This window comes from Sorangium sp. So ce296 (genome assembly GCF_051529605.1).
GTDB lineage: Bacteria > Myxococcota_A > Polyangia > Polyangiales > Polyangiaceae > Sorangium > Sorangium cellulosum_D.
In genome coordinates, this window is sequence record NZ_CP150325.1 from 3,946,096 (window position 1) to 3,957,481 (window position 11,386).

Below are 11,386 nucleotides of genomic sequence, written 5' to 3' on the forward strand. Positions count from 1 at the left end.
CTTCTTCAGCAAGAAACCTGCGTCCGTAGCGCAGGACCTTTCGTTGGCCAGCTGCGAGGGGAGCCGTGCCGACGCCTTCGAGATCGAGCTGCTCGGTCATCTGGACACGCTGTACGGCGTGAGCTGCCGGATGACCAAGAGCTCGACCGAGGCGGAGGACCTGGTCCAGGACACCATCGTCAAGGCGATGCGCGCCCGGGATCAGTTCGAGCCCGGCACCAACCTCAAGGCCTGGCTGCTGCGGATCCTCACCAACACGTTCATCAACCGGTACCGCCGGGGGGGCCTCGAGCGGGGCATCTTCGACGGGCCGGACGCCGAGCCGCTCACCGACGGGTGGGTCGGTGCGACGACGATGCGCGCGATGCGCGATCCGGAGACCCAGGCGCTCACGCCCCTCATCGAGGCGGAGGTGCAGCGCGCCCTGGACGAGCTGCCCGAAGAGTTCCGCCTGGCGGTGGTGCTGTCGGACATCGAGGAGCTCTCCTACAAGGAGATCGCCGAGGCGATGGGGTGCCCGATCGGCACGGTGATGTCGCGGCTGCACCGCGGCCGCAAGCTCCTCCAGAAGACGCTGCGCGAGCACGCGGTGCTGATGGGCATCGTCAGCGACGACGCGGCGAAGGACGCGCCCGCCGACCTGGACGCGTACCGCAAGCGGAAGCGGGGTGTCGCATGAGCGCCGCGAAGTCGATCGAGAGCTGCGCGCGGTTCGACTACGCGCTGTCGGCCTACGTCGACGGCGAGCTGGATCCGGACCACGCGGTCGACCTCGAGTCCCACCTCGTCCAGTGTCCGCCGTGCTTCGAGCAGGTGAAGATGCTGCGCTCGCTGCGGACGAGCCTGAAGCGGGCGAAGCCGGCGGCGTGCCCGGACGCGCTGCGGGCGCGCATCGCCGCGGCCATGGCGCACGAGCAGGCGCGCGGCGCGGCGCGCGCGGCGGCGCAGGCGGCCGACGCGAGGCCGCGGCTCATGCACAGGGGGTACGCCGTCGCGCTCGCCGCGGCCGCGGGCGTCGCGTTCATGGTCGGCGTGACGCGGGAGCGGGCCGCCGCCCCGGCGGACACGGCCAAGGCGAGCACGAAGGCGGACGTCGAGCTCGCCCGCGCCGAGAGCGTCGAGGTCCTGCTCGACGATCTCGTCACGCAGCACGCGCAGCCGCTCCCGCCGGAGACGACGAACCCGGAGGACCTGCCGCGCTTCGATCCGTTCGTCGGCGTGCCGGTCCGCAGGCCGGAGTTCCCGTCGATGCCCGTAAACTTCATGGGCGCCCGCGTGCACACGATGCGCGATCGGCGCGCCGCGCTGCTCCAGTACATCGTGAGGGGCAACCACCGGGTGACGGTCTACCTCTTCAACTCGCGCGCGGTCCCGGTGCAGAAGGCGCAGCCGATCCTGCAGCCGCGCGTCGTGCGCGAGCGCCCCGTGTACGTGGGTAAGATCAACGGCTACTCCGTCGTCGCCGCCGAGCACAGCGGCGTCGGCTACGCGCTCGCCTCGGATCTCGGCGACGACCTCAGCACGCAGCTCGTCCTCGCCGCGATGCAGTGATCCGCCCGCGCCCGCGCGAGCGGGCGCCCCCTCCCTTCCATTCCCCTATCCCGCGAGAGACCGCATGCGTTTCGTCTTCGTCATGGATCCGCTGAGCCGCGTGACGCACGACAAGGACACGTCGTTCGCCTTCATCCGCGCGGCGCAGGCGCGCGGCCACGAGAGCTACCACTGCCTGCCGCGCGACCTCTCGATCGAGGGCGGCGAGGCGCTCGCCTCGGCGACCCCGGTGCTCATCGGCGACGCGCCGCCGTACATCTCGCTGGATCTCGCCGCGGGCCCGCGGCGGCTCCGGCTCGCGGACGTCGACGCGATCTTCATCCGCAAGGACCCGCCGTTCGATCGCAGCTACCTGTACGCGACGCTGCTCCTGGAGCGCGCGCGGCGCTGCCCGCTCATCGTGAACGACCCGCGCGGGCTGCGCGACGCCAACGAGAAGCTCTACGCGCTGAACTTCCCCGAGTGGACGCCGAAGACGCTGGTCACGGCCGACCGCGAGCAGATCCACGCGTTCGTGCGCGCCCTCGGCGGCCTGGCGGTGATCAAGCCGCTCGACGGCGCGGGCGGCCTCGGCGTGCTGCAGATCAGCGAGCGCGACAAGAACGCGCGCGCCATCGCGGACATGATGACGAACGAGGGGCACCGCCTCGCGATGGTCCAGGAGTACCTGCCCGCCGTCGTCCAGGGCGACAAGCGCGTCCTCCTGCTCGACGGCGAGCCGCTCGGCGCGATCCTCCGGGTGCCGCGCGACGACGATCACCGCTCGAACATCCACGTCGGCGGGCGCGTCGTGTCGACGGAGCTCTCGCCGCGCGAGCTCGAGCTGGTCCGCGCGGTCGCGCCGCGCCTGCGCGCCGACGGCCTCCACTTCGTCGGCCTCGACGTCATCGGCGAGCGCCTGACCGAGGTCAACGTCACGAGCCCGACCGGCATCCAGGAGCTCGGGCGCTTCACCGGCACCGATCCCGCGGACCGGGTGATCGCCTGGGCCGAGGAGCGGGCGCGCGGCCGAGCCGCGCGCGCGTGATCCGCCGCGCGGGCGGATCGTGGTCCTCGCGCGGGATCCGCCGCACGGGCGGATCCCGACGCGTGCCCGGGATCCGCGGTACGCCGGGAAGTTGGCCCGGAGGCCCCGGTTCTGCGAAGGCTCCCCCATGGGCGAGTCATTCGAGCGATGTGCCGTATGCGAGGACGGCGAGCTGGTCGAGCGGGAGGGCGGTGCGCCCGGGGATCCTCGCGCGAGGACGAGGATGGCGCGCGTGGTCATCCAGGGGCGCTCGCTGAGCCTGTGCCGGACGCACGCGGCGACCGTCGCCGCCGCCATGCCGGAGACGTTCGAGGAGATGCGCGAGCTCTTCGTGGGGCTCCAGCGCGGCGTTCAGCCGCCTCCGCGCGACGTGGCCGTCGAGCGGCGCTCTCCCATCCCGCGCCGGAACCCCGAGGACCGGCGCGTGTTCCCGCCGCGCCCGGAAGGCCGGCGGCTCGGCGGCGGGCGCCGCGCGACCGATCCGGCGGAGTGACGACGCGCGCCGATCCGCCGCGCGTGGCGTGGTAGGGTCTCGCCATGACATCCCGCAGGCGCGTCGTGATCGGGCTCGGGTCGAACCTCGGCGATCGCCTCGCCACCCTCCGCGCCGCGATCGACGCGCTCGCCGCGGATCCCGAGGTCGAATTGGTCGGCGAGTCGTCGCGCTACGAGTCGCCGCCCGCGGGCGGCCCGCCGCAGAGCGACTACGTGAACGCCGCGGCGCTCCTCGCCACGTCGCTGCCCGCGCGCCAGATCCTCGAGCGCACGCTCGCCGTGGAGCGCTCGCTCGGGCGCACGCGCCCCGATCCGGTGCGGTGGGGGCCGCGCACGATCGATCTGGATCTGCTCTGGATCGAGGGCGAGGTCGTCGCCGAGCCCGATCTCGTGGTGCCGCACCCGCGGCTCTGCGGGCGCGCCTTCGCGCTGAGGCCGCTGCTCGACGTCGCCCCCGACGCGCGCGATCCGCGCACCGCCGTCGCGTACGCCTCGCTCCCCGACGCGAGCGCGCCCATTCGCCGGCTCGATCCGAGCTGAGCGCGCGCGCCCCTCAGCTCGAGGGCGGCGCTCCGGAGCGCGCCCGGAGGCCGGCGCGGCCGCCGGCGTACGACGCCGCGGCGCCGATCGCGACCATCACCACGAGCAGCAGCGCCCACCCCAGCGCGCCCGCCGGCGCGCCCTCGGCGAGCGCGAGCGTCCACGCGAGCGCCGCGACCACGGCCCCGCTCGCGGCCGCCTCGCGCCGCCCGGCGCGACCGCCGAACCGCCCCACGAGGTAGCCGCCGGCGAGGCCGGCGAGCGCGAACGCGATCGCGTTGAGGCCCACCATCGCGAGCCGCACCGACCCCTCCGCCGCGGCGTCCCCCGTCCGCTCGATCATCCGGCGCAGCAGCGTGTTCGCGAGCCCCGCGAGCGGCAGCCACACGATGAAGATCGCCACCGTGCCGAGCGCGATCCAGTGCCACGGCGGGCGCTCCTCGCCGTCGTCGTCGCCGCCGCCCTGCAGGACCGGGAGCCTGCGCTTCTCCGGCGAGCCCGTCGCGCCGCGGGGAGGCGCCGCGCCATGCGCGCTCGGCGCGCCGGGCCCCGCCGTCGGGCCGCTGCCGACGACCGGGAGGCGCCGCTTCGGCCCGTCGACCATGGCGTCAGCTGGGCTTCGTGGTCGGAGGCGCCGCGGGGGCCGGAGCCTTCCGCCAGAGCCGCCGCGCTTCGTCCTGCAGGCGGACCAGCCGCCGCTGCTCCTGGATCAGGCCGCCGTAGGCGCGGGGCACCCGCGGATCCTTCGCGAGCGCGTACAGCACCTGCAGCGCCGCCTCGGCGTCGTCCGTCGCGCGGTGCGCCTTGTCCAGCGTGATCCCGAGCCGAGCGGCCATGTCGCCGAGGGCGCGGCTCTCCTCGTTCTTGTAGAGCTCACGGGCGAACGTGAGCGGGTCGATCCAGTCGACCTCCCGCCGCATCGCGGGCGGCGGCTCGCGCGGGCGCATGCCCACGCGCTCGAGCTCGGCGAGCAGGAACGAGCGGTCGAAGGCGGCGTTGTACGCCGCGGGGATCGCCCCCTTGAAGCAGCCGAGGATCTCCTCCGCGACCTCGGCGAACGACGGCTTGCCCTCGACGTCCGCGTCCTTGATCCCGTGGATCGCGGTGCTCTCCGCCGGGATCGGCCGCCCCGGATGGATGAGCCAGTTGTAGCGCGTCAGGATCTCCCCCGAGCGGCCGATGACGATGCCGAGCTCGATGATGCGATCCCCCGCGGGATCGCGCCCCGTCGTCTCGACGTCGATGAAGGCGATGGGCTCGTCGATCCAGGCGCTGCCCGCGTCGATCTCGGACGCGACGCCGACGGCGCGCACCTTGAGGAGGTGCGCGATCCCAGGGTAGTGCCGGCCCGTCGGGAAACAGCCGCACGGGTCGGCGACCTTCAAGGCGTCCTCGGCTGGGCGGGCTGCGCGGGCTTGGCAGGGCCGGCAGAGGCCGCGGGGCGCGCCGCGCTGCCGCCGGCGGCGGGCGTCGCGCTGGCGGCGGGGGTCGTGCTGCCGGAGGGGGGCGCGTCGGGCGCGCCCGCCTCCGTGCCGGCCGGCTTCGGCGGCGCCGGCCGCGGCGTCTTGCCGAGGAGCTCCAGATCGAGCTTCACCCAGTCCTCGAGGTCCTGGCCCGGGTTCGTGAGGAGCTGCAGGTCGACCTCGCGGCCGTTGATGTAGATGAGCGGCGTCCCCTCGAGCCCGACCTCCTCGGCCTGCTTCTTGTCCTTCTCGATGCGCGCCTTCGTCTCGGTCGAGACGAGGTCGGCGCGGAACTTCACCGGGTCGAGCTTGAGCCGCTGCGCGTAGCGCTCGATGTCGGCCTGCTCCAGCTTGTCCTGGTTCTCGAAGAGGAGGTGGTGCATCTCCCAGAACTTGCCCTGGTTCATCGCGGCGATCGCCGCGCGCGCGGCGGGCTCGCCGTGGACGTGCGCCTGGAGCGGATAGAACTTGAAGACCAGCCGCACCTGCCCGTCGAAGCGGCTCACGAGGCCCTCGAGCAGCGGCGACATGAGCCGGCAGAACGGGCACTCGAAGTCGGCCCACTCGACGATCGTGACCGGCGCGTCGGGCGGCCCCATCTCGGGCGAGCCGTCGGTGGCGAGCGTCTTCACCTTGTTCGCGTCGAAGCGCATGCGGAACGCGTCCTCGCGCTCCTTCTTCGACCGGCCGTCCTTGACCTGCTTGAGCAGGAGCTGCGCGGCGGGGAGGCACGCCTTGCAGGCGCGCTGCTCCTTCACGCACTGCGCGATGTTCACGGGCGTGTCCGGGCAGGGGGAGAGGAGCTCCGAGACCTGGGCGGCCCACTCTCGACGCTCGCGGGGCGTGAGCGACGAGGTGTCCACGCCCGGAAGCGAGACCGACACCTCCTGGGGCGGGGCGGGTTTGGGCTCGCTCGAGCCCGAGTTGCCAGGACAGCCCGTGACGCCGATCGAGAGCAACGCGAGGAGCGGCGGCATCCAGCGCAGGAATGACATCGCGGCGCGAGCTTAGTCGGACCCTTTGCGAGATGCTAGCGCGGGTGTAGCGTCAAGACGTGCGGAGCGTCCTCTACCGCTTCCCGGATCTGCAGCAGTTCGAGCGAATCGTCGGCGATCCGGAGGAGGGCGACCTCGAGCTCGGGCTGCCCGCGGGGGAGATCGTCGCGGATGGCGAGTGGGTGCTCGCCGTCTTCGAGCTGGGCGAAAACCGCCGCGCGACGTCGGCCGCGGCGTGCGCTTCCGTCTCGCCCGAAGGGGCGCGGCTCACGTTCGAGCCGCGCGACTGGCGCCGCCTCGCCCACTTCGCGCGGACGGAGGCGACCCGCCCCGGCTCGATGCCCGACACCGACGCGGCGGCGCTCGTCCGCGCCGAGGCCGAGGTCCGGCCCGCCGCGCCCCCCGGCGGAAAGGGCGCCGGCGCGGTGGGCCGGGTCCCCTCGCCCACCGCGCCGCTCCGGCTGAAGGGCAAGGGCTCGCGGATCCTCGTCGTCGACGACGATCCGCAGATCCGGGAGATGCTGTCGACGATGCTCGAGGCGGTCGAGCTCGCCGTCGTCGCGGTCGCCAGCGCGGAGGAGGCGCTGGAACGCGTCCGCAGCGCGCCCTTCCACCTCGTGGTGCTCGACTGGAACCTTCCGAGGATGAACGGCATCGAGCTCTGCCGGACGCTGCGGCAGGACCCTGGGCTCCGCGATCTGCCGGTCCTCTTCCTGACGGCGAACGCCTCGTCGCAGGACATGGTCTACGCGTTCGCCAGCGGCGCCGACGACTACATGGTGAAGCCGTTCCGCGCCCCCGAGCTGGGGGCGCGGATCTTCAGCCTGCTCCGCCGGACCCGGCGCAGCGCCCCGTGAGCGGCCTCGCCGCGCCGCCGCGCCTCGCCGCGGCGCCGCTCAGAAGGCGACGTCCACGTTGAGGTTGAGCACGCCGATGTTCTGCGTGTAGATCCCGCCCGAGTCGGGCGCCCGCGAGCTGCCCGCCAGGCCCGCGGTGATGCTCTTCCCCGTGGTGTCCCGGCCGACGTAGAAGAGGTGCGTGTACGACGCGGCGAGGTGCAGCCGCTCCACGACCTGGAAGCGGCCCCCCACGGAGAACGAGACATCGTGGAAATCGGTGGCCGAGGGGTCCAGCGTGTCGTCGGGGACCGCGTTGGAGTCGTAGCCGACGCCGCCGAAGACCTCGCTCGAGGGCCGCGGCCAGTAGCTGATGCCCGCGCGCACGCCGAACGTGTCGCTCCAGCGGCGGGCGATGTTCTGCACCACGCCGGCCGGGTCGGCGGCGGAGCCGTCGCTCCGGATTTCGCACGCCGCGCCCACCACGGTGAGGCACTGGTTTTCCATGGTGCTCCAGCGCGTCCAGTCGCCGAAGATCCGGAGCTCCATGCGCTCGGCCGGCGCGAAGCGGGCGCCGAGCCGCACGATGTCGGGCAGGTCCTGGTGCAGCTCGACGTCGGTCGGGGGGCTCGAGACGCCGTTGAAGCGGTTGGTGAGCGTGCCCTCGAGGGTCTCTCCCCCCGTGACGTTCGGCCGCGACTGGTACGACGCGCCGATCCAGAGCTTCTCCGGCACCGCCTCGACGAGCGCGCCGACGCCGAAGCTGCCGTGCAGCCCGCTCACCTCGAGCAGCGAGCGCCCCTCCGTCGCAAGGAGGTTGTCGCCGGAGGCGTTGCGGGCGCGGACGGTGTTCACCTGGGCCCGAATCAGGTTCCCGGAGACGCCGAGGCTGAGGCGGAGCGCCGGGATCCGGTAGGCCGCGGCGAGCGTGAAGTACATCGCCTGGAGCTCGGACTCGATGGAGTGCCAGCGCTGCACCCCGTCGACCGGCCCGGCGAGCTCGCCATTTCCCTCGAAGGCGCCGTTCGTGTTCCAGGACGCAGCGCCGCCGAAGGGCACGTAAACGCCGACGCCGAGCGCCAGGTCGCCGAGCTTGGCCGACGCGCCGAGCATCGGCGAGGCGGCCAGGTTGAGCAGGCTCGCCGACCCCGTGTTCGCCCCCGGCGCGGTCACGTCATCGGACGGCGCATGCGTGTGTGTGTAGGAGGCCGCGCGCAGCGCCAGATTTCCGTCCAGGAACAGGTGAATCCCCTCGCTCTCGGCGATGCCAGCGGGGTTGTAGTAGATCGCGGTCGGATTGCTGGTGATCGGGTTGCCGTGCTCGCCGCCGAAGCGCGCGGTCGCGAAGCCGCCGGCGAACGCAGGCGCGGTCCAGACAAGGCCGCCGAGGAGGCCGACGGAGAGCGCGAGACGGTGGCGGTGGATGGGCATTGCCGGTGTTCTCGATTCTGAGGGGAGGAATGCGGCGCCTGCGACAGACCCTGCATGGTAGGGTTGCGTCCCCTGAGGGTCGCGGGATGCTCGACCCGATCGAGTGAAATGTCACCTCTCGCACGGTGTCAAATGCTTTTCTCCCGCTCCATCCGGACAACGCTCGCATCCGCCGCGCTCCCTTGCCTCGCGTCCGCCGCGCTTCCCTGCATCGCGTCCGCCGCGCTCCTCGTCGGGTGCGCCGACCCGGAGGGCAGATTCGGTGACTTCGAAGCTCGCGATACCACCGTCCGTGAACACCAGGCGGGCGGCGGCGGCAGCGACGGGACGGGCGGCGGCGGGGAAGGCTGTCCGCCGGAGCCAGGCGCCGTCGATGGCGAGTTCTTCTTCAACCTCTCGGCGCGCGTCAGCCCGCGAACCCCGATCGTCTTCGTGGCCGACCTGACCACCGAGGCGAGCGACGACGGACTGAGCTTCTCGATGACCTTCCAGCCGCTCGAGGCCGCCGATCGCCGGACGCCCACCGGTCCGTCGGTCGACGTGGGCCCCTTCGCGCTGTCCGAGGACGGGACGTTCGCCGCGGAGCTGCCCACGATCGTCGTGCCGGGCAACGCCAACCCGATCTCGGGCGGCGAGCTCGAGGCCACCATCACGCTGTCGGGCACGCTCTGCGCGCCCGCCGACTTCGTGTGCGGCGCCGTGACCGGCACCGTGGCGAGGCCGATCAGCCTGGACCTCAAGGGCTCGACCTTCGCCATGGAGCGCATCACCGATCCGAGCAGCTACCCGGCGGCGGTCATCAACTGCAAGAAGGACCCGGCGCGCCCGCTCTAGGCCATCTGGGTCGCGCTACGCCACGGCCTCGGTCACGGCGGCGCCCTCGAGCTCGATCAACGAGATCTCGGACGGCGCGCCGACGCGCATCGGCGGACCCCAGTAGCCCGTCCCGCGGCTCACGTAGATCTGGCTCTCGCCGTGCGAGGACAGGCCGGCCACGTAAGGCTGGTCGAGCCGCACGAAGAGGCCCCAGGGGAAGATCTGGCCGCCGTGGGTATGGCCGCTGAGCTGGAGGCCCACCCCCCGCTCCGCGGCGTCGAGGATCTGCTTGGGCTGGTGCGCGAGCAGCACGAGCTCGCGCGAAGGGTCGCGCCCCGCGAGCGCGCGGGCGAGATCCGGGCCGTGGCCGCGGCCCATGCCGCGCGCGCTCCAGTCGTCGACGCCGGCCAGATCGAAGCTGTGGTCGCCGTCGCCGATCGAGACGCGCTCGTTGCGGAGCACCCTCACCCCGAGCCGGCCGAGCTCCGCGATCCACGCCTCGACGCCGGAGTAGTACTCGTGGTTGCCCGTCACGAAGAAGACGCCGTGCCTGGCGCGCAGCGCGGCGAGCGGCGCGGTGTGCTCGCGGAGCTCCTCCACCGAGCCGTCGACGAGATCGCCCGTGATCGCGATGAGATCCGGCTCGAGGGCGTTCACCCGCGCGACGACGCGCTCGAGCCACGCGCGCCCGATCGTGGGGCCGATGTGGAGGTCGGTGAGCTGGACGATCCGGAAGCCGGACATGGCCGCGGGGAGGCGGCGGAGGCGGACGCGCACCGGGCGGACGGCGACCTCGCCGAGGGCGCTCGCGGCGCCGGCGACGCCGAAGCCCACGGCGAGCGCGCCGGCCGTGCCGGCGATGGCGCGGGAGAGGAACGTGCGGCGGTCGCCGTCGAGCGGCTGGTTCAGGAGCGCGGTGACGCCGTGGGCGCCGAGGCGAACGACCTCCGAGGTGAGCAGGAGAAAGAAGAGCAGGACCGCGAGCCCGACCCACGTGTAGACGACGCCGGCGACGACACCGCCGATGTGCCGGGGCAGCGCGCGGCTCAGAAAGAGGCCGAGCGGCACCAGCGACGCGAGCACCACCAGGGCGACGCTGCCGATGCGCTGCCAGAGCGGGCCGAGCTCGGGCGCGCGGATCAGGCGCTGCCAGAGGTAGTAGTGAACGCCGGCCACGATGGCGCTGAAGATGCCGATGAAAAGAACGAAGGAGAGGAGGGGGCGCTGCACGCGTCCAGCATGACCACGGCCGGACGCGCCCGCCGCTCCGATTCACGCCGGAGCGCGGCGCGCCAACATTTTTTCACGAAGCGACCCCGGCCGGCCCGCGGCGCGGCCCCGGCCGGCCGCAGCTACATCGTGCTGACGCACACGCCGAACCCAGGGGGGTAGACCGTGCTGCCGCCCTGGCACTTGGCGTTCGCGCCGCAGTCCTGCGATCGGCCGTCGATCCGGCAGAGCTGCTTGCACTGGTTCGTCAGCATCGAGCACACGAAGCCGGGCGCGCACGGGCAAGGGTCGTCGGCGCGCCCGTCGCCGGGGACGACGCAGCTCGTCGTGCCGTCCTCGCGGACGATCGTGCAGGTCAGGCCCGCCGGGCACACGCTGTCGTCGAGGAGCTCGCAGCTCGTCGCGGGGACGCAGACCGGGATGGTGACCGGGGTGTTCCCCTCGGCGAGCGACTCGGCCATCGATCGCTCTTCGCAGTACGTGCCCGGCGCGCAGCTCTCGACGTTGCCGCAGCAGTACTGCCGGCACACCCCGCCCTGCCCGTCGGCCGCCGCGCACCCCAGCCCCGCAGCGCAGTCCATGCCGCGGTGGCACGGGCCGCCCGCCGCGTAGCGGCCCACCGGCCGGCAGCTCGGGATCGCGTCGCCTTCGCCGAGCACGAGCTGGCAATGCAGCGGCTGCGCCGTGGTGCCCCCCGTTCCGGACCCATCACCGCTGCTGGACGAGCACTCGGTCGGATCGCCCCCCGGCGTGCAGCCGTCGCCGCACAGGTGCGCGAAGCGCGTGTAGGGGTCCGGCGACGCCGTTGGCCCCGGGATATCGACGCTCTCGTCCACGGCGCCGCCGCCGCCGCCATCGAACGGAGGGGTCCCGCCCGATCCGGCCGTCGCGGCCGACCCGCCCCCGTCCCCGTATCCCGAGTTGAACCCGCCATACCCCCCATCATCGCTGGACACCTCGCCGGAGGAGGCGGCGTCCGACATCCCGCACGCGGAGACCGCA

General features: G+C 73.1%; 13 protein-coding genes. 7 read left to right on the forward strand and 6 right to left on the reverse strand.

Annotated features, from left to right (window positions below; all coding sequences use genetic code 11):
* Nucleotides 1-43: 43 nt before the first annotated feature.
* The 5 genes from WME98_RS14760 (at nt 44) to folK (ending at nt 3,613) form a co-directional block, all read left to right on the forward strand.
* Nucleotides 44-679, forward strand: coding sequence for a sigma-70 family RNA polymerase sigma factor (locus WME98_RS14760; protein WP_061621496.1), 636 nt, complete (start codon nt 44-46; stop codon nt 677-679).
* Complete coding sequence (locus tag WME98_RS14765) at nt 676-1,551, forward strand: anti-sigma factor family protein (RefSeq protein WP_437951880.1); 876 nt, start codon at nt 676-678, stop codon at nt 1,549-1,551. Before WME98_RS14760 ends, WME98_RS14765 begins: the two co-directional genes overlap by 4 nt.
* A 64-nt stretch (nt 1,552-1,615) precedes the next feature.
* The gene (gene gshB / locus WME98_RS14770) at nt 1,616-2,578 is read left to right on the forward strand and encodes a glutathione synthase (RefSeq protein WP_020740608.1); all 963 of its coding nucleotides are present in this window, start codon (nt 1,616-1,618) and stop codon (nt 2,576-2,578) included.
* A gap of 127 nt (nt 2,579-2,705) precedes the next feature.
* Nucleotides 2,706-3,071 (forward strand): hypothetical protein, encoded by a 366-nt coding sequence (locus WME98_RS14775; RefSeq protein ID WP_061623838.1) that lies wholly within the window; start codon nt 2,706-2,708, stop codon nt 3,069-3,071.
* A 44-nt stretch (nt 3,072-3,115) separates the two neighbouring features.
* Nucleotides 3,116-3,613, forward strand: coding sequence for a 2-amino-4-hydroxy-6-hydroxymethyldihydropteridine diphosphokinase (gene folK / locus WME98_RS14780; protein ID WP_437951881.1), 498 nt, complete (start codon nt 3,116-3,118; stop codon nt 3,611-3,613).
* A gap of 13 nt (nt 3,614-3,626) precedes the next feature.
* Here folK and WME98_RS14785 read toward each other — a convergent pair whose 3' ends face one another.
* The 3 genes from WME98_RS14785 to WME98_RS14795 are packed head-to-tail and all read right to left on the reverse strand — an operon-like array spanning nt 3,627 to nt 6,071.
* Complete coding sequence (locus WME98_RS14785) at nt 3,627-4,217, reverse strand: hypothetical protein (RefSeq protein WP_437951882.1); 591 nt, start codon at nt 4,215-4,217, stop codon at nt 3,627-3,629.
* 4 nt (nt 4,218-4,221) lie between these two features.
* On the reverse strand, nt 4,222-4,998 hold the full coding sequence (locus WME98_RS14790; RefSeq protein ID WP_437951883.1) for a 3'-5' exonuclease: 777 nt from the start codon (nt 4,996-4,998) through the stop codon (nt 4,222-4,224).
* Nucleotides 4,995-6,071, reverse strand: a complete 1,077-nt coding sequence (locus tag WME98_RS14795; RefSeq protein ID WP_437951884.1) for a thioredoxin domain-containing protein — start codon at nt 6,069-6,071, stop codon at nt 4,995-4,997. Before WME98_RS14795 ends, WME98_RS14790 begins: the two co-directional genes overlap by 4 nt.
* A 59-nt stretch (nt 6,072-6,130) precedes the next feature.
* Between WME98_RS14795 and WME98_RS14800 the strand changes: the two genes are divergently transcribed.
* The gene (locus tag WME98_RS14800; RefSeq protein WP_061622344.1) at nt 6,131-6,928 is read left to right on the forward strand and encodes a response regulator transcription factor; all 798 of its coding nucleotides are present in this window, start codon (nt 6,131-6,133) and stop codon (nt 6,926-6,928) included.
* A 39-nt stretch (nt 6,929-6,967) separates the two neighbouring features.
* Here WME98_RS14800 and WME98_RS14805 read toward each other — a convergent pair whose 3' ends face one another.
* Nucleotides 6,968-8,338: an OmpP1/FadL family transporter gene (locus WME98_RS14805; RefSeq protein ID WP_437951885.1), complete on the reverse strand. Its 1,371-nt coding sequence runs from the start codon at nt 8,336-8,338 to the stop codon at nt 6,968-6,970.
* 132 nt (nt 8,339-8,470) lie between these two features.
* Between WME98_RS14805 and WME98_RS14810 the strand changes: the two genes are divergently transcribed.
* Nucleotides 8,471-9,172 (forward strand): hypothetical protein, encoded by a 702-nt coding sequence (locus tag WME98_RS14810; RefSeq protein ID WP_437951886.1) that lies wholly within the window; start codon nt 8,471-8,473, stop codon nt 9,170-9,172.
* Between the two features lie 15 nt (nt 9,173-9,187).
* On the opposite strand, the gene WME98_RS14815 is transcribed toward WME98_RS14810, so the two are convergent.
* Both WME98_RS14815 and WME98_RS14820 read right to left on the reverse strand, forming a co-directional pair.
* Nucleotides 9,188-10,384 (reverse strand): metallophosphoesterase, encoded by a 1,197-nt coding sequence (locus WME98_RS14815; protein ID WP_437951887.1) that lies wholly within the window; start codon nt 10,382-10,384, stop codon nt 9,188-9,190.
* A 122-nt stretch (nt 10,385-10,506) separates the two neighbouring features.
* A complete protein-coding gene (locus WME98_RS14820; protein WP_437951888.1) occupies nt 10,507-11,367 on the reverse strand; it encodes a hypothetical protein in 861 nt (286 codons plus the stop codon).
* Between the last annotated feature and the right edge of the window lie 19 nt (nt 11,368-11,386).

Bases quoted from the DNA above. Each gene is read 5' to 3' on its own strand.
- WME98_RS14765 (WP_437951880.1), top strand. From the start codon at position 676: ATGAGCGCCGCGAAGTCGATCGAGAGCTGCGCGCGGTTCGACTACGCG.
- WME98_RS14785 (WP_437951882.1), bottom strand. From the start codon at position 4,217: ATGGTCGACGGGCCGAAGCGGCGCCTCCCGGTCGTCGGCAGCGGCCCG.
- folK (WP_437951881.1), top strand. From the start codon at position 3,116: ATGACATCCCGCAGGCGCGTCGTGATCGGGCTCGGGTCGAACCTCGGC.
- WME98_RS14775 (WP_061623838.1), top strand. From the start codon at position 2,706: ATGGGCGAGTCATTCGAGCGATGTGCCGTATGCGAGGACGGCGAGCTG.
- WME98_RS14820 (WP_437951888.1), bottom strand. From the start codon at position 11,367: ATGTCGGACGCCGCCTCCTCCGGCGAGGTGTCCAGCGATGATGGGGGG.
- WME98_RS14805 (WP_437951885.1), bottom strand. From the start codon at position 8,338: ATGCCCATCCACCGCCACCGTCTCGCGCTCTCCGTCGGCCTCCTCGGC.
- gshB (WP_020740608.1), top strand. From the start codon at position 1,616: ATGCGTTTCGTCTTCGTCATGGATCCGCTGAGCCGCGTGACGCACGAC.
- WME98_RS14795 (WP_437951884.1), bottom strand. From the start codon at position 6,071: ATGTCATTCCTGCGCTGGATGCCGCCGCTCCTCGCGTTGCTCTCGATC.
- WME98_RS14810 (WP_437951886.1), top strand. From the start codon at position 8,471: ATGCTTTTCTCCCGCTCCATCCGGACAACGCTCGCATCCGCCGCGCTC.